Origin of the sequence: Blautia parvula (assembly GCF_020215665.1) — a bacterium.
In the GTDB taxonomy this organism is placed as follows: Bacteria; Bacillota; Clostridia; order Lachnospirales; family Lachnospiraceae; genus Blautia; species Blautia celeris.
Window position 1 is genome coordinate 349808 of sequence record NZ_CP084061.1, and the last position, 19888, is coordinate 369695.

General features: G+C 40.6%; 17 protein-coding genes and 5 pseudogenes. 11 read left to right on the plus strand and 11 right to left on the minus strand.

Going from position 1 to position 19888, the window contains the following annotated elements; genetic code table 11:
• Positions 1-390: pseudogene (locus LC508_RS01730) on the minus strand (peptidoglycan-binding protein); the annotation flags it as partial.
• Positions 335-472, minus strand: a complete 138-nt coding sequence (locus tag LC508_RS28680) for a DUF6783 domain-containing protein (protein ID WP_317430407.1) — start codon at positions 470-472, stop codon at positions 335-337. The pseudogene LC508_RS01730 and the gene LC508_RS28680, both read right to left, overlap by 56 nt.
• Here LC508_RS28680 and LC508_RS28455 point away from each other — a divergent pair.
• Positions 422-562 carry a DUF6783 domain-containing protein gene (locus LC508_RS28455; protein WP_306800705.1) on the plus strand — a complete coding sequence of 47 codons (141 nt, stop codon included), beginning with the start codon at positions 422-424 and terminating at the stop codon, positions 560-562. The two genes, LC508_RS28680 and LC508_RS28455, sit on opposite strands and share 51 nt — an antisense overlap.
• Here the strand turns inward: LC508_RS28455 and LC508_RS01735 are convergent.
• The gene (locus LC508_RS01735) at positions 557-2050 is read right to left on the minus strand and encodes a recombinase family protein (RefSeq protein WP_103731179.1); all 1494 of its coding nucleotides are present in this window, start codon (positions 2048-2050) and stop codon (positions 557-559) included. The genes LC508_RS28455 and LC508_RS01735 overlap by 6 nt on opposite strands.
• A 63-nt stretch (positions 2051-2113) precedes the next feature.
• Positions 2114-2206, minus strand: a pseudogene (locus LC508_RS28460) (Uma2 family endonuclease); the annotation flags it as partial.
• Positions 2207-2438: 232 nt separating this feature from the next.
• Here LC508_RS28460 and LC508_RS01745 point away from each other — a divergent pair.
• The 3 genes and pseudogenes from LC508_RS01745 to LC508_RS01755 all read left to right on the plus strand — a co-directional run.
• Positions 2439-2594 (plus strand): hypothetical protein, encoded by a 156-nt coding sequence (locus LC508_RS01745; protein WP_158587307.1) that lies wholly within the window; start codon positions 2439-2441, stop codon positions 2592-2594.
• 146 nt (positions 2595-2740) lie between these two features.
• Positions 2741-4169, plus strand: a pseudogene (locus LC508_RS01750) (IS1182 family transposase).
• A 53-nt stretch (positions 4170-4222) separates the two neighbouring features.
• Positions 4223-5266: pseudogene (locus LC508_RS01755) on the plus strand (IS256 family transposase); the annotation flags it as partial.
• 82 nt (positions 5267-5348) lie between these two features.
• Here the strand turns inward: LC508_RS01755 and LC508_RS01760 are convergent.
• The 4 genes from LC508_RS01760 to LC508_RS01775 are packed head-to-tail and all read right to left on the minus strand — an operon-like array spanning position 5349 to position 8580.
• Positions 5349-6404, minus strand: coding sequence for a tyrosine-type recombinase/integrase (locus LC508_RS01760; RefSeq protein ID WP_225305298.1), 1056 nt, complete (start codon positions 6402-6404; stop codon positions 5349-5351).
• On the minus strand, positions 6385-6984 hold the full coding sequence (locus LC508_RS01765; protein ID WP_187370736.1) for a tyrosine-type recombinase/integrase: 600 nt from the start codon (positions 6982-6984) through the stop codon (positions 6385-6387). The genes LC508_RS01760 and LC508_RS01765 overlap by 20 nt, the downstream gene beginning before the upstream one ends.
• Positions 6963-7346: a hypothetical protein gene (locus tag LC508_RS01770; RefSeq protein WP_148394099.1), complete on the minus strand. Its 384-nt coding sequence runs from the start codon at positions 7344-7346 to the stop codon at positions 6963-6965. Before LC508_RS01770 ends, LC508_RS01765 begins: the two co-directional genes overlap by 22 nt.
• Positions 7336-8580 (minus strand): tyrosine-type recombinase/integrase, encoded by a 1245-nt coding sequence (locus LC508_RS01775; protein ID WP_148394088.1) that lies wholly within the window; start codon positions 8578-8580, stop codon positions 7336-7338. Before LC508_RS01775 ends, LC508_RS01770 begins: the two co-directional genes overlap by 11 nt.
• A gap of 162 nt (positions 8581-8742) precedes the next feature.
• Here LC508_RS01775 and LC508_RS28465 point away from each other — a divergent pair.
• Positions 8743-8946, plus strand: a pseudogene (locus LC508_RS28465) (transposase); the annotation flags it as partial.
• A 448-nt stretch (positions 8947-9394) separates the two neighbouring features.
• Here the strand turns inward: LC508_RS28465 and LC508_RS01785 are convergent.
• From LC508_RS01785 to LC508_RS01795, 3 genes are read right to left on the minus strand one after another with little or no spacing between them, the layout of a single operon-like run.
• Positions 9395-10138: an aminotransferase class IV gene (locus LC508_RS01785; protein WP_103733190.1), complete on the minus strand. Its 744-nt coding sequence runs from the start codon at positions 10136-10138 to the stop codon at positions 9395-9397.
• A gap of 40 nt (positions 10139-10178) precedes the next feature.
• Positions 10179-11534, minus strand: a complete 1356-nt coding sequence (gene pabB / locus LC508_RS01790; RefSeq protein WP_118594135.1) for an aminodeoxychorismate synthase component I — start codon at positions 11532-11534, stop codon at positions 10179-10181.
• The gene (locus LC508_RS01795; RefSeq protein WP_103733186.1) at positions 11515-12129 is read right to left on the minus strand and encodes an anthranilate synthase component II; all 615 of its coding nucleotides are present in this window, start codon (positions 12127-12129) and stop codon (positions 11515-11517) included. Before LC508_RS01795 ends, pabB begins: the two co-directional genes overlap by 20 nt.
• A 296-nt stretch (positions 12130-12425) precedes the next feature.
• Here LC508_RS01795 and LC508_RS01800 point away from each other — a divergent pair, with 296 nt between their 5' ends.
• From LC508_RS01800 to pgmB, 6 genes are all read left to right on the plus strand, one after another.
• Complete coding sequence (locus tag LC508_RS01800) at positions 12426-13499, plus strand: LacI family DNA-binding transcriptional regulator (RefSeq protein ID WP_225305299.1); 1074 nt, start codon at positions 12426-12428, stop codon at positions 13497-13499.
• Between the two features lie 83 nt (positions 13500-13582).
• A complete protein-coding gene (locus tag LC508_RS01805) occupies positions 13583-14932 on the plus strand; it encodes an ABC transporter substrate-binding protein (protein ID WP_103732267.1) in 1350 nt (449 codons plus the stop codon).
• 123 nt (positions 14933-15055) lie between these two features.
• Positions 15056-15955 carry a carbohydrate ABC transporter permease gene (locus tag LC508_RS01810; RefSeq protein ID WP_103732268.1) on the plus strand — a complete coding sequence of 300 codons (900 nt, stop codon included), beginning with the start codon at positions 15056-15058 and terminating at the stop codon, positions 15953-15955.
• Positions 15956-15970: 15 nt separating this feature from the next.
• The gene (locus LC508_RS01815; protein ID WP_103732269.1) at positions 15971-16804 is read left to right on the plus strand and encodes a carbohydrate ABC transporter permease; all 834 of its coding nucleotides are present in this window, start codon (positions 15971-15973) and stop codon (positions 16802-16804) included.
• A gap of 25 nt (positions 16805-16829) precedes the next feature.
• Positions 16830-19163, plus strand: coding sequence for a glycoside hydrolase family 65 protein (locus LC508_RS01820; RefSeq protein ID WP_103732270.1), 2334 nt, complete (start codon positions 16830-16832; stop codon positions 19161-19163).
• A gap of 14 nt (positions 19164-19177) precedes the next feature.
• Positions 19178-19828 (plus strand): beta-phosphoglucomutase, encoded by a 651-nt coding sequence (gene pgmB / locus LC508_RS01825; protein WP_054352422.1) that lies wholly within the window; start codon positions 19178-19180, stop codon positions 19826-19828.
• Positions 19829-19888: the final 60 nt, after the last annotated feature.

A 19888-nucleotide genomic window follows, 5' to 3' on the forward strand; every position in this document is an offset into this window, starting at 1 on the left:
TTATACAAGTTCCGCGATTCTTGTGACGCCCACGTAGATCTCCTGTATTTTGTACCAGGTGGGATAATCCACAATGCCCGTGACAGGCAGGCTGAAGATCCGCTGAAAATCCCGTACAGCCCGCTGTGTGCCCTCCCCGTAGATGCCGTCCACGGTTACGGCCGGCAGTGCGGGATAGCCCTGGCGGATGGCATTTAGCTGTTCCTGTAGCTGCTCCACCTTGTCGCCGGAGCTGCCGATATCCAGATTGCTTCCCGGCCATGAGATGGGGATGCCGGCAATCTCCTCAGCCGTATTGATATACATGTTGTCACCGTAGAAATTCCGGAGGATCTCAATGGCGGTGTAGCCCTGGTCGCCCAGATACTTGGACCCCCACTGTGTCATCCAAATTGCAATAGCCCCTAGAGCGTGTTTGAAAATGCATTCCGACAATCTGTACGCCCCACTCTGCGGCATATTTGCCCCCTATTCAGTCAGCGTAGCCCGCTACGCTAAATGCCTTTATGTTTCACGCAGAATAAATTTTCAGTCTGCAAGGCGGCTTCAAATTTATCTATGAATAGTAATACTGTATATCTAGGCTGTCGTTGTCTCTATTATATACTATTTTTGATATGATTGATTGTAAAGATGTACTTTTTTGCTCTATGGTAAAATTAGAAGATGTGACGATATCATATGTGGTTTTTATCAGTTCTTTCATTAAAGGAGTGTAGTCTTTGGAATCCGGTTGATCAAGCTCGGCTATTTTTTGCGCAATACTCTCGCGCTCTTTTTGAAGCAACAGCTTGTTTTCGCGGTATTCTTCTAAACTATCAATGCCATTTTGATAGGCAGTTTTGATTCGCTTTTCTTTCATATCTACTTTATCATACAGCTTTTTTAAAATATCTGCTTCACTGTGATTTTGGTTCGATTTTCTTTTGATTTCAAAATATAAATTTTTACTACGTGTTGCATCTTTGAGTGCCTCGAAAAAGACAGGTTCTATTTTGTGGGTGCTCAAAGTAAGGCTTGATAGACATTTTCCTTTTGAATATCCATAACAGGAATAGTAAAAAGTATCAACCGTTCCATTCTTTTTGTAGTGATTTTTACAAACCATAGTTCGGCCACAGACGGGGCATTTTAATAGCCCACTCAACCAATGGCGGTAACTGGATGTCGGTCTTTTTCCCTTGGGCTTATAGGTGGTGTTATATCGTTCTTGGGCTTTATTGAATAATTCTTCGCTTATTATAGCCTCGTGATATCCTTTAGTAATAACCCACTCTTCTTTTGGCCGAATTTCATTAGTTTCATTTACGGTGCGATTCCAGCGGATCATACCGCAATAAGTAGGATTTTGTAAAATATATTCTATGCTGCGTCGCTCAAAGGGTTTATTATGACTTGTTTTATAACCTAATGCGTTTAGGGCACGAGCAATCTCGAATAATCCCATTCCTGCATTAACATACTTGTTAAAAATCATTTTAACAACTTCAGCTTCTTCAGGAACTATAACAGGAGGCTCTCCTTTTCTATCTATTTTATATCCGAGAGGAGGTCGAGCTTGGTATCCTCCTCGAAGCGCTTTTTCCATCATTCCACGTGAAACTTCCCCGGAAAGGCGAATAGAATAATATTCGTCCATCCATTCTATAATTCTTTCAATCAGGCTGCCAAAAGGGCCTTCTATGATAGGTTCTGAAACACTAATAACTTCTATATTGCATTGCTTTCTAAGTAAAGATTTATAAAGTATAGACTCTTCCTGGTTTCGGGCAAATCGAGAAAATTTCCATACATAAATCACTTTGAAAGGTGCAGGCTTTTGCTTAGCCAAAGAAATCATTCGTAAAAATTCCGGCCGTTTATCCGCCTTTTTTCCAGAGATTCCTTTCTCAACGAATACATAGTCATTTGAAATTATAACACCATCGGTTTTTGCATGATCCATAATTAGCCTTTTTTGCGCGTCTGGAGACAGCTCATCCTGCATATGTGTTGATACTCTTATATATGCAGCTCCAAATTTTGCCTGGCTTATCTTTTTATCATTCATTTCTTTCAAATGTAATCACCCTCAATGTTTTATGTAAAACGCCCCGAACTTTATACTGTAGCTGCAGCCCTTGTCTGTGAGTCTGTTTTTGTCACAGATAATGCTGATATCCGGCTCAACGTAAGTTTTATCATCTGCAGTCAAATTGACTGCAAATGAGTATAACTCTTTTCTTTAAATAATGGCATAAAGATAGCTCCTTTCATTTTAAAATATATCAGGAGATATTATTATTTATTACCTTTATTTATATCATATCTTAATAAAAAATTCTTCAGCTGTTTGTCTGTATATCAAGGATACTAAAACGGCATGATGAATAACGGTATGCAAGTTGTACAACCCATAGGTCATACCATTGAATAAAAGAAATAGGGGAGTGTTGATTATGACATATAGAAATATTGTAATAATTAACGACAAAGAAGTAGATATAAAAGAACTTACGGAAGAAGAGAGGAAATGCCTTGCAGAATTTTGGAACAGGAGAGCGGCAAATGCAATAGGATATCAGGAGGTTAAATCACCAAAGAAGATTTGTTAAGAGCCCTCTTGTATAAAGGTGCCATTACTGGCACCTTTCAGACTGTAGACAATCACCCTCTTTTTGGAGGCGGTTGTCTATTTTCAGTTTAACCTGCCCTTTCCAGATGGTATAATAGGATCATCAGGAAAGGCAGGTTTTTCTTTATGATGGGGAAAAAAGATAACGCAGAAAGAACACAGATGGAAATCGCAAGTCTGGAGGATCTTGTACCTAGAAACCATCTGGTACGGAAGCTGGATGAAGCTATTGACATGAGTTTTATATATGAGGAAGTGAAAGATTTATACAGTGATTTTGGACGTGAAAGTATCGATCCGGTTGTATTGATTAAAATTGCCATGATCCAGTACATTTTCGGAATCCCTTCCATGCGCAAAACAATTCGTGAAATTGAAGTAAATTTTGCTTACAGGTGGTATCTGGGCTATGGAATGCATGAGGAAATCCCTCATTTCTCCACCTTTGGCAAAAACTATTCCAGACGTTTCAAAGACACGGATTTGTTTGAGAAAATCTTCTCAAAGATACTGTCCGAGGTTGCAGCAAATGGTTTTCTTGATACAGAAAGCTTGTTTATTGACGGCACTCACATCAAAGCCAGTGCCAATTCTCATAAATATCAAAATGAGGTTATCCGAAAAGAAGCACGCAGTTATGAGAAGGAACTGCAGGAAGAAATCAAAAGGGATCGTCAGGAACACGGAAAGAAGCCACTGAAAGAAAAAGAAAAGGAACCGGAAATGATCACACAGAAGGTCAGCACCACTGACCCTGACAGCGGCTGGTTCCATAAAGGTGAGCATAAGCAGGTCTTTGCCTATGCTGCCAACACCTGTTGTGACAAGAATAATTATGTTTTGGATTTTGAAGTGACTGCGGGGAATGTCCATGACAGTGTGTCGTTCTGGCATTTATACCGACGATTAAGGCAGAATTGGAAATATGGGATATACTACGTAATGGATGCAGGATATAAGATACCGTCAATCGCCCGCCAGCTGATAAAAGATGGAAAGACTCCGGTCATGCCGTACAAAAGGCCTATGACTCAAGCTATTTTTCAAAAAATATGATTTTGTATACGATGAATTCTTTGACTGCTATCTATGCCCGGATCACAAAGTGCTTCATTACACGACAACAAACCGTGAAGGATATCGGGAGTATAAAAGTGACTGGCTTATTTGCCAAAGCTGTCCTCACCGGGATCGTTGCACAAACAGTAAAGATTCCGTAAAAGTAATTACGCGTCATGTATGGGAAAACTACATGGAGCAGGTCGAAGAAATCCGTCATACAATCGGAATGAAAGAACGATACAAACAACGCAAGGAAACCATAGAGAGAGTCTTTGCAGATGCAAAGGAAAAACACGGAATGAGATACACTCAGTACAGAGGTCTGGCTAAGATCAAAATGGAGCTTAACCTCTTATTTGGCTGCATGAATCTAAAGAAACTGGCAATTTGGAAATGGCGGATAAAATGGGGAGCGAAATACCGCTCTTCATCATTGCAATTTTTCTGTTCCAGCATAAAATTTAGAGAGTGTGAAACTTTTTCTGTAAAATAGGATTTATAAGATTCTTCTATGATAAAATAAAAATCATAGGAGGGCCTTTTATTATGGCAAGACAAAAGAAACCAGTACACAGAGTACATATGACGGAAGGAAAGCGCAGCATTATCCATCAGCTTTTGGAAGAATACGATATTCAGACAGCTGAAGACATTCAGGATGCCCTGAAAGATCTTCTTGGCGGAACCATCAAGGAAATGATGGAGGCTGAGCTGGATGATCACCTGGGATATCAAAAATCGGAACGCTCAGACAATGATGATTACCGGAACGGTTACAAACGAAAACGGGTCAACAGTAGTTACGGTTCCATGGAAATCGATGTGCCGCAAGACCGAAAATCTACCTTTGAACCACAGGTGGTCAAAAAACGCCAGAAAGACATTTCTGATATTGACCAGAAGATCATTTCCATGTATGCGAAGGGAATGACTACCCGGCAGATATCTGAAACTATTGAAGATATCTACGGATTTGAGACCTCGGAAGGATTTATTTCTGATGTTACAGACAAGATCCTTCCTCAGATCGAAGACTGGCAGAACCGTCCTCTGGATAATGTCTATCCCATCCTTTACATTGACGCCATCCACTATTCTGTCCGTGACAATGGTGTGATCCGCAAGCTTGCCGCCTATGTCATCCTTGGGATCAATACAGAAGGAAAGAAAGAGGTACTGACAATCCATGTGGGAGAGAATGAAAGTTCAAAATACTGGCTGTCTGTTTTAAATGAACTGAAGAACCGGGGGGTAAAAGACATCCTCATCATCTGTGCGGACGGCCTTACGGGAATAAAGGAAGCCATTGCTGCCGCATTCCCCAAAACAGAATATCAGAGATGCATTGTCCATCAGGTAAGAAACACATTAAAATATGTTCCAGATAAAGACAGGAAGGCATTTGCCGCAGATCTAAAGACCATCTACCAGGCAGCTGATGAAAAAAAGGCGCTGGCAGCACTTGACCGGGTAACAGAAAAATGGACGCCCAAATATCCGAATTCCATGAAGCGCTGGAAGGATAACTGGGATGCCATATCCCCAATTTTCAAGTTTTCAGCAATGGTCAGGAAGGTCATATATACGACTTATGCCGACAAAGAAACTATACCGACATTTCTAAGAAATCCCGTATTTACAAGGTCTTTCTAAAAAAATGTCGGTATAGTTTTTATAGCCGGTATAAAGCTTCCGATATTTTTTTATCCTTCCAGTTCTTTTCTGCATCTCCTCCATCCGGATTGGTCTGTTCCAATACCTTTGCTAATGTATCCAGGGTCACAAAGGCGTAGAATCCGGAGGTGGTTGAGATATTTTCATGTCCAAGCATCTGCTGGATATAGGATAAAGGACATCCCTCCTGGTATAAGCTCATCGCCCTGGTCTTTCTTACCATGTGGAAATGGATGTCCTCCGGCATTGGGACCCCTTCATTCCGGCATTTTTCCGCATACTTTTTCAAGACTTTCTGGATGCAGTCATCTGACAGCCCATGCCTCACCCCATGTGTGGCCGCATAAAAGAGAGGCGCGTCCGGTTCAGGGAGATCCCCATGAAATTCCCCGAGATATCCCCTCAGGTGCTGCACAGTCTTTTTCATCAGTGGGACACTCCTGTATTTTTCGCCTTTTCCAAGTATCCGGATATAAGGTGTTTCCGCATTAAGATGCAGGTCATGGACCTTCACCCCTGTCAGTTCCCCTACCCGCATGGCGGCATCATATCCAAGGACCAGGAGCACCCGGTTCCGGCGTTCAGACCGTTTCTCCCTACCAGGCGCGTCAAGAAGTGCCTTTATCTGATGATCTTCAAAATACCTGATCTCGCCTCCGGGAACATTCAAACTATGTATCGTCTGGCTTGAAACAAAGAGCGGGGTAATATCGATGCATTCTTCCGATGCATACGACAGCAGGGCTCTCGCTGCGGTCAGCCGGAGATTACAGGTCTTTGGACTCCAGCTCTTGATATCAGCCATCCATACAAGATAATCTTTCAGGCTTTTTCTGTCCAGGTCATTGAAACATACACGTTCACGGCAGATACCTTTCATCTCCTCCAGAAAGTCAATACAGGTGTTGAGCGAGGAGCGGTAAGAAGCAACTGTATTCCCGCTCTTTTTCCTGATCTTTGGAAGCTCGTGGTCCAGAAAGCGTCTGGCCGTCTCCCAGAAGAAAACGCTGTCAAACCTTTTGGGGTTGTTTTTATCATTCCTCCCTGCCATCATCCACCTCCGGTATCAGCCCTTCCGAATGCCCGGACATCTCCAGGATCCCGCCATAAATATCCGGCACAAGATGGAAATAATACAGGGTATTTTTGATCTCGGAATGCCCCATATACCGCATAAGGTAAGGGAGCATGGCGTTTACGTCCTTCCCCTCCCGCAGCCAGCGGTTCATGTTGGCATAGACAAAGTGATGTCGGAGATCATATGCACGGATGCTGATGCCCGAATCCTTCTTTTCCGGGAAAGCGGCATACCAGAAACGCAGGAAGTTCCGTTCCAGCCAGCAGGCACCGTATGGACGGCCTTTCCTGTTTGGGAAAAAGAACGTGCGGTCCGGGAACAGGCGGCTGATCCGGCTGTCATAGCCAGCCAGATATTCCGTAAGTTCTTGGGAAATATAGACTCTCCGGCTCTTGGGCCCCTTGGACTGGAGGACATCGAGATAACCCTGATCCAGATGTACGTTTTGCCTGGCAAGTGTGCGTGCCTCTTTACAGCGGAGCCCACAGCAGTACATAAGCCGGAAGATCGCGGGGAGGATCAGATGCCTTCCCTTTAAATAGGGTGTATCCGGCATTCGGTCGCATTCCATGAAGAACGCGATGATCTCATCCTCCGTAAAAAATACGGTTGGGCCGGTGTGGGGGGATGCAGCCTTCCGGACGGGATAAGATATGCTTTGAGGCCCCGTGCATGAAGGTATCTGCTGAACTCACGCAGAAATGCGGCCGCATTATAAAGGCCTCCCGGGGTATCCTGGAGCCTTTCAAGAAACCCCTCAACGCTTGCTTTGTCCGGAACTGCGGTTTCAGGAGCTGTCTCCATGACAAACCGGACATACTTCTTTAGATAATAAGCTCCAGTCTCGTATTGATACCCATTAGCCTTTTTATAAGAAACAAACTGGCTGACAAGTTCCGGAAGAGATTTACTGTACATGGGCGATACCCCCTTTCCAAACAGGAGGGAGCGGGAGCGTACAAGCAGCCAGACTGATGGCATCCGTTAAAAGATATACGGATACCGTGTTTGGATCTCTGTGCCCGAGAACTGCTGAGATATCTGGCATGGGGATGCCCGCCCGCAGCATGGAGGATGCGGCGTGGTGCCTTGTCATCCGGCTCCCCACAGGCCGTCCTTCGTTTTTGATCCCGGCAAGCCCCTCCAGTTTTTTCAGGATCTCATAAATGCTCCCCGTACCCAGGGGCCCAAACGGTGCAAAAGTTTTCAAAAAAACATTGTCTGATCCGCTCTTAGGGCGTTCCTTCAGGATGTAATCAGCGATAGCATTCCCGTAAGACGCCCTCAAGGGAAGGATGAGCGGTTTCCCCGTCTTATCCTGAATGATGGAAATGCAGTCCTTCTCCCAGTCGATATCTTTCAGCTTCAAAGAACAGACATCGGTCCCCCGGAGCCCTGTCTCTAAAAGAAGCTTACAGACAGCAGTATCTCTTTTTGTCAAAAGCCCTGATGAGAGCGTTGTTCTGAGAGCCGCAAGCTCCTCCTCCTGATAGATCTCTATGATCTTTATTTCCTTTGGCAGATGCACCGGTATCTCCAGAAGAAACTGTGCCGTGTGGCCATTACTGGAAAGGAACCTGCGCAATCCTGCCAGGCCGCTTCCAATCGTGGACGGCTGGTACCGTCCATCTTTGTAAAGAGATACGATAAAAGTGCTCACATCATCTGTCCTGATATCGGATAACTTCCCATACCCGTTTTTTTGGCAGAACAACAAAAAATAGGTAACGATACGCTGATATCCGGCTATGGTATTGGGGCTGAGTCCCTCCTGTTCCAGAACTTTGACAAAGCTTTTTATTTCCAATCGGAATCCTTCATTCACAAGTTTTTCGGATATACCTTCTGTATCCTGCCTTCTCCAGTCAACAGTCCCTGTTTGTATAAGCGACAGGAGCAGCCGGATACAGCGTTTTCGGTGGGTCAGTTCCTTCTGGATCCATTTTTCACTGCATGTGGCCGGACTGTCCAGAAAAGTTTTTATGAGTTCCTCCGAAAGCCTTCCCTCTCCCATATGCTGTGCCAGAGATATCAGAAGCTGGTAACTGGACTGGTAATGTATAAGTGTCTTTTTTCCATACCTTCTTTCGGCCATCTGATCCATTACTTCCTGGATCGATCCATTAAGTTCCTTTTGTTTTTCCCTCATCATAGGAAACCTCCTTCTTTTTGTTCCATCATGAGGGATATTTAAGAAAAGGTCAAAAACTATACCGATATTTTTTCGAAAGAGCCAGTGAATGAGGGATTTGTTAAAAATGTCGGTATAGTTTTTTTGTCGGCATAAGTCGTACTATGCCGATTTCGTGATAGTACGACAAATGCCATTGAATCGCTGAATTCCACTTATCGAAAGCTGAACCGCCAGAGAAGCGTATTTCCAAGCGACACAGCGTTGCTCAAAGCGTTATATTTAGCAACCTTTGAGGCCACAAAGAAATGGACCACAACCATCCGGAACTGGGCTCAGGTGTATGGAGAATTAAGTATCATGTACGAAGGACGGCTTCCGGAGTGATCGAACATGAGCGAATAACAGGCGGATTTACCGCCTGCTGTTGACATGCCTTTTTGTAACTGTTATATATAAAGTAAGGGTGAAAAGCCTATTCTTAAGACTTTTCACCACTCATTATCATAGAAGAATCTTATTTACAGACTTTTCTTCATAGTCTCAAAATTTAAATTTGAAAACTGGAAATGGGTAAAAAAACGGTTCGCGGACATGACATCGCGAACCGTTTTGTCTACAGTCTGAAAGGTGCCATTACCGGCACCTTTATCAAAAATCGTCATATAGGAGGATACGAATATCCGCAATGCGCCACCCCTTCTCTTTTCCATTGCACAGGCCGCTGATACTGCAATTGGCTCACAGCTGCCTGTGATTATATTTATTAAAATTATAACAAATCCATTCTGATTCCGATATGGAACATGCGCTCAAAAATAGCACAATATGCTTATTATTCTACAATAGACGCAGTTTCTGATAAATACTTTTTTAGTAAATTTTTTCCAATCTCCTGGCTTTTAAATGAATGACTGCCCAACTTTTTTACAGGCATAATACCCAACAGAGAATTTGTCAAAAACATCTCATCATAATCTAATATCATATCAGGAGTTAAAATCCGTTCCTTAATTTTGCAGGAATCATATATATATTTTCGAATAATTCCCGGCAGCATGCCGCAGGACATTGGTGGTGCGATAATGTCTTTGTCCTTTACAAAAAATATATTTGTGGTAGCGCCTTCTGAAAGTTCTCCTTTTGTATTCAAAAATATTGGTTCCTGAATTCCCCTCTTCCTGAAGCTTCTTTTTTCCATTAGGCAATCACCATAATTCAAAGTTTTGTGATAGGTCAAAGGAGAGGTTTCATTGCGCCGAACAGCGGAATAATCTGTAATAAATCCTTTTTCATAATCTTTTTTACGGTATGTATTTGGCCTGGTGGAAATAAGTACATTTTCTTTTGAAACTGTAATTTTTAACACCTTACTTCCCTTCTGCATATCTTGATTTTCTAAGGTATTTTTTACTTCCCTCTTTATTTCATCCATGGATATATTCGTAAGATTTAAAAATTTTAGAGTATTCAAAAGCCGATCATAGTGGTGAGACAGAAGTATAGGAACTCCATCTTTAACTGCAATTGTTTCAAAAGCACCAATTCCAAAAAAAAATCCGTCATCTGCTATTATCATTTTTCTCCTTTCAAATCATGCTGCATAAAAACTTTTGTCATTATTCATCACCAATAGCTTCCAGAATAGCCTTTGCTTTCTGTAGGGTTTCTTCATATTCAAATTCTGAGTCAGATTCACAAGTAATCCCCCCTCCAACGCCTATATAATAGGTATCATTTTGATAAACAGCGGTACGTATAACAATATTAAAATCACAATCTCCATTAAAAGAAAAGTACCCGATAGAACCGGTATATAAATTTCTTCTATCATGTTCCAGTTCATCAATAATTTCCATAGAACGTATTTTGGGAGCGCCGGTAATAGAGCCACCTGGAAAAGTAGCTTCTATTAAATCAGTAGTCTGAATTGTTTTCTTCATTTTACCGATAATAGTAGTAACCAAATGAAACACTGTAGCATAAGTTTCTACTGCAAAATGCTCCGTTACTATCACGCTTCCTGGTTCACAAACATGATTTAAATCATTCCTTTCTAAATCTACAATCATCAGTAACTCACTACGGTCTTTGGAGGATTGTTGTAATTCTAATTTTAACTGTAAATCTTCTTTTTTTGTTTCTCCACGCTTTCTGGTCCCTTTGATTGGTCTTGTTTCTATATTACCATTTTTCACCTGCAAAAAACGTTCTGGTGAAGCACAGGCAATTTGATAATCTCCTCCTTGAAAAAAGACGCCAAAAGGAGATGGATTATATACACGCAAATAACGATAGACATCATAAGGTTCTTTCTGACTGTATATTTTTAATTGCTGTGTCATATTTGCAATATAAATATCACCCTCTATGATGTAAGAAATCATTTTTTCAATGGCTTTTTTGTAATCTTCTTTTGTAAAATTTGGAGAAAATAACGCAAGTTGATATTTTTTTGGGGGTTTTAGAGAAAGATTACAAGATTTAATTTCTTTTTCCAATTCTGTAATTGCTGTTTCCGCATCTTTAGTTTCACCTCTTGCGGTGATATAAAGTGCTTTTTCTTTTTTATCATCAATAATCAAGAAATCATAAAATGCAAACATAGCTTCCGGCATATGGATTTTTTTTGGATGACGGGTAGAAATATGTTCAAACTTTCTTCCATAGTCATACGAAAAGTAACCAATTGCACCGGAAACCAATGGTAATTTCGTTGGATTTTTTTCCTGATATTTTTGTAAGGCCTTTTTCATTCCAAATTCAAAAGTTTCAAACTGCGGTTCATCATTTTTATAAAAAACTCCATCCTCTTCTTTTAATATCAAATAAGGCTCTAAGCCGATAATCGAAAATTGCCCCAGTTGATTTTCAAGAGAAGAATCTAAGAAAACAGCCATTTTTCTATTTTTATATTGCTCAAAAATATCTTCTGATTTCACATAAAAATCTAATTTATGAACTATAGTTCTCATGTATCTTCCACCATCCTTTGCATAATTCAATATAATTTTTAAGTATTTCGTGACCATATTCAGTTAACACGGCTTCAGGATGAAACTGCACACCAAAAATAGGAAATGTTTTGTGATGAATACCCATAATTATTCCGTCTTCTGAGCGTGCATCTATCTCCAATTCATCAGGAAAGCTTTCTTCACTGATAATTAAAGAGTGATAACGAGTTACATTGTAATGTAATGGAAGTCCTGTAAACAATTCTTTTTGATTTGTCACTATTTTAGATACTTTACCATGCATGGGTTTTAATCCCTTTTGAACGATCGCTCCAAACACATGACCTATAATTTGATGTCCCAGGCAAACACCTAAGATTGGAAGTCTGCCCGCCATTTTATTAACAATTTCTTTGCAGTTTCCACAGTCTTCAGGGCTTTTAGGTCCCGGCGATATAATCAATCCTTCAATTCTTTTAAGGGATACTAAATCTTCAATTTCTTCCACAGAAATTTTATCATTACGCACTAACTCTACCTTTTCCCCTAATTCTTCCATATAACATACAAGATTGTACACAAATGAGTCATAATTATCAATCATTAAATACATTTTTTTCCTCCAAAAAAACTGCCAAAAAAGTCCTTTCAAAGAACTTTTTTGGCAGTCTTCCAATTTCTGGGCACACCGATTATTGAGATAATTCATTATATCAGATTTTAGTAAACTTGTCTAGTCTTTCTCATGTACAGGTTTTGATAAAAAAATGTCCGTGACGAAAAGAAAAGCATTGTGCAAAATACATAAAAGATTGCACCGTAATTTGTAAAAAATATAAGAAAAACCTTATGATTTGTAGAAATACAAGAAAACCCTTTGACATTTAGATGTGAAAGGAGTATATTTAAATGCATCAAAGCGAAAACGTTTTTGAAAGCGATATTGTAGGTGATTATATGGCAGTTTCTATTAAAGATGTGGCTAAAAATGCCGGTGTATCTGTAAGTACAGTTTCAAGAGCCTTGAATGGTTATACGGATGTAAATGAAAAAACGAGAAAAAAGGTTCAAAAGACAGTACGCGAATTAGGATATGTGCCAAATCAGAGTGCTAAGAATCTATCCTCTAAGTCAAAGAGAAATATGGCATTGATCATATCTGATTTGTATAAAAATGAAAGAATGGATGAATTTACCGGCAATATACTCAGGGGAATTTATGAGTATGTGAACGAAAGAGGAACCACTGTAGCAACTTATGGAATCAGCACGAAAATGCAGAAAGAAAAACTATTGGAGGATATGTGCAGTGAATATAGTCTTTCGGGCGTTATTATCATGGGTATGAAAATACAGGATGAATATTTAATAGAAGCAGGTAGACTGGATATTCCCTGCGTTGCTATTGATACAGTGCTTCAGGGGAAAAATATTGCTACTGTGATGACGAATGATGAAGCAGCTTTTGAAGAGATCACAGACTATGTGTTGGATCAGGGACATAGAGAGGTGGTTTTAATAAAAGGTAAAGAAGATGCGGAAGTAACACATAAACGTTACCGGGGATTCAAAAAAGCCATTGAAAAGCATAGAATAGATATAGATAACATAGGGATTTTTGATTGCTATTTTAATGAAGCAAAAGCATTTGAAAATACAAAAGCATACATAGAAAAATATCAAAAAACAAGAGCTACCGCATTTATCTGTATGAGTGATCTGATGGCGCTTGGTGTCTGCCGAGCAGTAAGTGAGTGTGGATACTCTGTACCAGAAGATTTTTCTGTAACGGGATTTGATGGACTTTATACCCTGGACTATATAAAACCGGGAATTACCACCATAAACCAGAATATCAGGGAAAAAGGATATGTGGGGATAAAAGTTTTAAATGATATGCTGAATGGAGAAGTGGTTTCTGACAGGATATTTGTTCCTCATAAACTTATTGTAAGAGATTCAGTAAAGAGATTAGATATTTAAAAAGCAGCAGAGCCTGCTTTTTAAAATATAATTTTTCAAAAACGTTTTTGGAAATAAATAACATTCTTTAGGAGGTAAAATTTATGAAAATCAAAAAAGTAACAGCATTGGTATTGGCGTCTGTTATGGCGCTTAGTCTGACGGCATGCGGCGGCAACAAAAATGAAACGTCAGAAGGTGGAGAGGCAAAAGAAAGCAAAGGAGTTATCGAATTAAAGTTCCCAACATATCTTGCTGGTGAAAATGTGGGAGCAACTTTCTTTCTTCCTGAAATAGAGCGTTTCAATGAAAAGTATGAAGGAAAGTATAAAATTACAGTTGAAGAAGTTCCTCAGGCCTCTTATGCAGATAAAATCAAACAGCTTGCCCAGCAGAATAAGCTTCCTGTTCTGGTGCATGCTCCAGGTTCAGGCGGTATTGATACGCAGTGGTTCAAACAGATTGTACTGGCCAATGACATGGCATACGACTTGACAGAATTTGCGGAGGAAAATCCAGATGTAGCAGCAAACTGGATTCCCGAATCAAGGGAATTTTGTACAGTAGATGGTAAATTAATCTGTAAACCAACGAGCGTGCTCAAACCTGTAGGCCTTTATTATAACAGTTCCATGTACACTCCGGATAAGGATATCAGGGATATGACGGTTGATGAATTTGTGGACAGCTTGGGAGACAACAAGATAGCGTTTATGACGGCAGAAAACGGCTGGACAACTGCCTTAATGCTGACAGCTCTGATCGCAAACGAAGAGGGCGGTGTTGAACTGCTGAACAGTAGTGTGAATGATAAATTATGGGATTACTCTGCTCCTGCTTTTGTAAACGGAGTTGCAAAATTGCAGACAATACTTCAGAATAATGCGTCATCAAATACGGTAGGTGCAGCATATGCAGACGCAGCAAATGCATTTATGAGCAAAAATGCGGCAGTCATTTGTAATGGTTCTTGGATGGCACCTGAATTTGAAGAAGGCTCAGCAGATAAATGGAGCAATGGTTTTAATGGTGAAGATGTAAAAGCAACCATTTATCCTGGAAATATTGCATTCGCAAACCCCAGTTCATACGGGGAATTCTGGATAGCCAATACAGCAACTGATGAAGAGAAAGAAGCGGCGGAGGCGTTCCTTGCATTTCGTGATTCTCAGGAGGAAATTGAGGAATTGGTATTGACAGAAGGCGGGGTTGCTCCTCAGCTTACTTATTCGGACAACTTTTTGGCAGAACTGAAAAAAACTCCTTTGTTATATGAACTGTCTGAAAGCATGAATGATGAAACCACCTATTGTGCGAGTCTTGGGGATGTATTCCCTGCGTCTGTAGCCGATACAGAATTTGGCAAGCTGCTTCCAAAACTCATTGACAACACACTGACACCGGAAGAGTTTTGTGATGAACTGACAAAGAAGGCAGAGGAAGCAAAACAGTAAAATTTTGAAAAAGGGCAGCAGGAAAAGAGTAATTTCTTAAATCGCTGCCTGTAAGGAAACAAGCTGTCCAAAGGGATTTTCACGTTTGAGACAGCTTGTTTTAGAAGAAAGGAGAGAAAATTTTTGGTCAAAAAACAAAAAGTTAAGATCAGTAAGCTGGAAAGAAGAAATTATAAATGGATATATCTTTTCTTGCTCCCATCCCTTCTGATTTTTCTGATATTTTACCTACAACCCATTATTACCGTATTTTATACATCACTGACAAAGTGGGACGGATTTAATACACCAGTTTTCATTGGATTAAAAAATTATATGGATATGTTTACAAATGATGCATTCCGTATCTCTCTGAAAAATATACTTTTGTGGTCCCTGATCGCCGGAACGCTTCATGTAGGATTCGGCGTTTTGGTTGCGTTCATCCTGTATCACAAACCAAAGGGATGGAAATTCACTCGTGCAGTATTTATGGTGCCTAACGTTATCTCAGCGGCGGCATGGGCCATGATTTACAGATTTATTTTCAATGATGACATGGGTATTCTGAACAACATTATCCGCAAAATCAACCCGGATTTTCACATACAGTGGTTTTATGAGTCACCGTATGCATTCTGGGCAGTTACATTTACCTGGTTATTCTATGCGGTTATTGTCACGCTGATCGTACTCAATGACCTGATGGCTATTCCCGAAGAATTGACAGAAGCGGCAAAAGTGGATGGTGCAACGGGCTGGCAGATTACACGTATGATCCATCTTCCGCTCTGCCGGAATGCCATTGGTACAGGTGTGATATGCTCCATTACTTCCCGTGTAGCTATGTATGAACAGATTGCGCTCACCACAGCCGGAGGTCCCGGAGATGATACCATGAACCTTCCAATCATTTTGGTAAAAGCTATCCAAGATATGAAATACGGCTACGCCAACGCCAATGGTGTGATTATGTTTATACTTGGACTGATTATCTTAGCCATAGTCAACAGAGTGTTTAAAATGAACGAAAGTGTTTATTAAGGAAGGAAGGTCATCATGGAAAAAATGAAAAAGAAGATCATAAAAATTTTTATGTATACAGTAATGATATTCACAATTATCGTATCTGTTTTTCCGATTATCTGGGTTATCATGTCCGCCTTTAAAACAAATGCTCAGATTTTATCAAGTCCCTTTTCACTGCCTACCAGTATCAAGTTTGATGCATTTGTGTATATTTTTGAAAAGTATAACTTTGTCCAATACTTTATTAATTCTGCGCTGATCTGTGTGGTATCAACAGCTGCTTCCCTTGTGATATTTGCAATGGGCGGATATGTAATAGCAAAATTTAGATTTCCTGGGAAAAGTCTTATTTTTGCACTGTTTACCATTACTCTTCTAGTTCCGGCACAGTCTAAGGCTCAGCCTTTGTTTTCACTGGTCATGAAGTTAAATCTGTACGATAATATCTGGGGGGTTACGCTGGTATATCTGTCCATGGGGCTTGCCATGTCTATGTTTATTTTGAAATCAACCTTTATGGCTATTCCAAAATCACTGGATGAGGCGGCAACTTTGGATGGAGCGGGATTTTTCACTATATTCTGGAAGATAAATTTTCCACTGGCAAAAAGCGGACTTGCCACCGCAGGGATTCTGATGTTCCTGAATAACTGGAATGAATATTTCTATGCGTCCCTGCTTACTTCTTCTGACAAGAACAGAACACTGCCGCTGGCACTGCAGTTTTTTACGGAATCATTCTCTTATGACTACACAAAATTATTCGCTGCCCTGACAATTGTCGTACTTCCAGGCATTCTTTTATATGTATGTGCACAGGAACAGGTACAGGCATCTGTGGCGGCTTCAGGGGTAAAAGGCTAATATAGGAAGAGAGGAAAGCCGATTTATGAATATGATGAAATACGATGCAGGAACCGGAGAACTGAAAAACTGGCTGATTCAGGAAAACGCTTTTGATGAGAGATATTTGGGAAAATGTGAAGCCATTTTTGCCCAGGGAAACGGATATCTTGGTGTCCGCAACGCTTTGGAGGAGGCATATACAGGAGAAGTAAGAAATACATTCGTTACAGGAACGTTTAATAAAGCTTCCAGGGAAGAAGTGACAGAGCTGCCAAATGCTGCGGATATGACTGGTATGACAATTATGATAGACGGTCATAAAATCAATCTGTCCCAGGGAGAATTGAAAGCATATAAAAGAACTATGAACCTGAAAAATGGAGAGGTTATCCGTGAATTTACATGGACAAGCCCTTCCGGTGTGACCATAAATGCCCGGTTTCAGAGAATTGTATCGCTGGCGGATGAACATGTGATGGCAGCAGCCCTCTGTTTATCAGTGGATAAAGACGCAGCAGTGAGCATTGAAACGGGAATAGACGGTAGTGTGACAAACAGCGGTTCTCAGCATTTCAAAGACCTGAAAAGAAGAATTTATGAAGCAAGGGACATGCAGTATCTGGCAAAGACCACAGAATCCGGAGTTTGGTTTGCACAGCACGCGGCATGCAGCTTGGATGCGGAGGCAGAGGTACTTCCTATTATGGGAAGGAGAACCCTGATGAATAAATTTAGCTTCAAGGTGCCGGCGGGGCAATCGATTCATTTTGAGAAGATTTCCATTCTGCATACCTCCCGTGACAAGGTATATGAAGGCATGGATGCGGAAAATATTACGGAAACGCTGAAAAAAGATGGTATGACAGCTTTGAAAGCCGCATTTGCCAAAGGTTATGAAGTGCTGAAACAGGAAAGTGAAAACAAATGGAAAGAATATTGGAAGGAAAGTGATATTCTTATTGAAGGAGATGCGGATTTTGACCAGTTGGCAGTTCGTTTTGCGTTGTATCACTTAAATATTATGGTAAAGCATGATGATAACCGTGTGGGAATCGGAGCAAAAGCCCTCACGGGAGAAGGGTATAAAGGTCATTCTTTCTGGGATACAGAGATGTTTATTCTTCCTTATTTTACCTTTACAAGGCCGCAGACAGCAAGAACACTGCTGGAATACAGATACAGGAATCTGTTTGGAGCGCACCTAAAAGCCAGAGAATGCGGTTATGAAGGTGCCATGTACCCTTGGGAATGTGCTTGGGTTGACGACGGTGAGGTGACTCCATTGTATATCGGAGCAGATGTTGTTACAGGAAAGCTGACCAAATGCTGGACAGGAATTATTGAACATCATATTTCCGCAGATATTGCTTATGCAGTGGAACAATATTACCTGATTACAGGTGATAAAGAATTTATGAAAAATTACGGTTATGAAATTATTCTGGATACGGCGCTGTTTTGGGCAAGCCGGTTACAGTACAATGCAGAGAAAGATAGGTATGAAATCCTTGATGTTATCGGGCCGGATGAATATAAAGAACATGTGGACAATAATACATACACAAACTATATGGCTGCCAACAATATGAGCCAGGCTCTTAAAATTATTGCTCAGCTTTCGGAGGAAGATTCGGAATCGTATCGAAAGCTGGATGAAAAATTGGATCTTTCTTATATTAAAGAAAAGATTGAAGCATGTATTGATAAGATTTACCTTCCTATCCCCAATGAGGATGGAATCATTCCTCAGTCTGATCAGTTTCTGAGTTTAAAAAAGCTGGATCTTACGAAGTATAAGACCTCCGATAAGGTGCTGACCATTTACAACGATTTCAATACGGAACAACTGAATCAGTATATGGTTTCAAAACAGGCAGATACTGTTATGCTGCTGTTTCTTCTGGATACATTGTTTGATCAGGAAATAAAACGTAAGAATTTTATTTTTTATGAAGATAAGACGCTTCATGATTCTTCTTTGAGTAAATCTACACATGCAATCCTGGCAAATGATCTCGGTCTGGAAAAAATGGCATATGATTTGTATGAGGGAGCATTGACCATTGATTTGGGAACTCAGATGAAATCTTCTAACGAAGGAATCCATAGTGCATCCGCAGGCGGCATATGGGAGAGTACGGTAATGGGATTCGGCGGTGTGAGAATGGAAGGTGAGCATATGCGCATTGCTCCAAAACTGCCGGAAAAATGGAATAGGCTTATATTTCCGTTATGCTTTAAGGGGAATTCTTTCATAGTCAAAGCTGATCATAAATCAGTTGTGGTAGAAAACAATGGGAAAAAGGATGTTGCGATCCTTCTTGGAAAAGAAATGGTGACAATAGCAGCAGGGCAGAAAGTTAAAAGAAATCTATAGGGAGAGACATAACTATGAAATATCAAGGCGTCATTTTTGATCTGGACGGTGTAATCTGTCATACTGATGATTATCATTACCAAGCATGGAAAAGGCTGGCAAATAAACTTGGAATTTACTTTGATGAAACCATTAACAACAGACTAAGAGGGATAAGCCGTATGGAGAGTCTGGACATTGTTTTGGAAAAATACCATAAGACTCTCACCTGGGAAGAAAAAGTGAAGTATGCAGAAGAAAAAAATACCTTCTACAAGGAACTCCTTAGAAAAATGTCACCTGCCGATTTAAGCCTGGAAGTAAAGGAAACCTTGGATCAGCTTAAAGGAAAAGGTTTAAAACTGGCTATAGGCTCATCCAGTAAAAATGCGGGTTTTATTCTGGAAAGAATCGGGCTGGCCGCATATTTCGATGCAGTTTCTGATGGGAACAATATATCTAATTCAAAACCGGATCCGGAAGTATTCTTCAAAGCAGCTCATTTTATGAAGCTGGAACCAAAAGACTGTCTGGTTGTGGAAGATTCAGTAGCAGGACTACAGGCGGCAGTAAACGGAAACATGGATTGCGCAGCAATGGGTGATGCTGTGAAATCAGAATTGGCCGCCTACCAGCTTCAGAATTTTAAAGATTTACTGACGGCGGTGGAGGATGGCTTACAATGAAATGATGAATAGAAATATATCTGGTTTTGTCAGAGCGTTTATTTGGAGGAGGACTTTGTA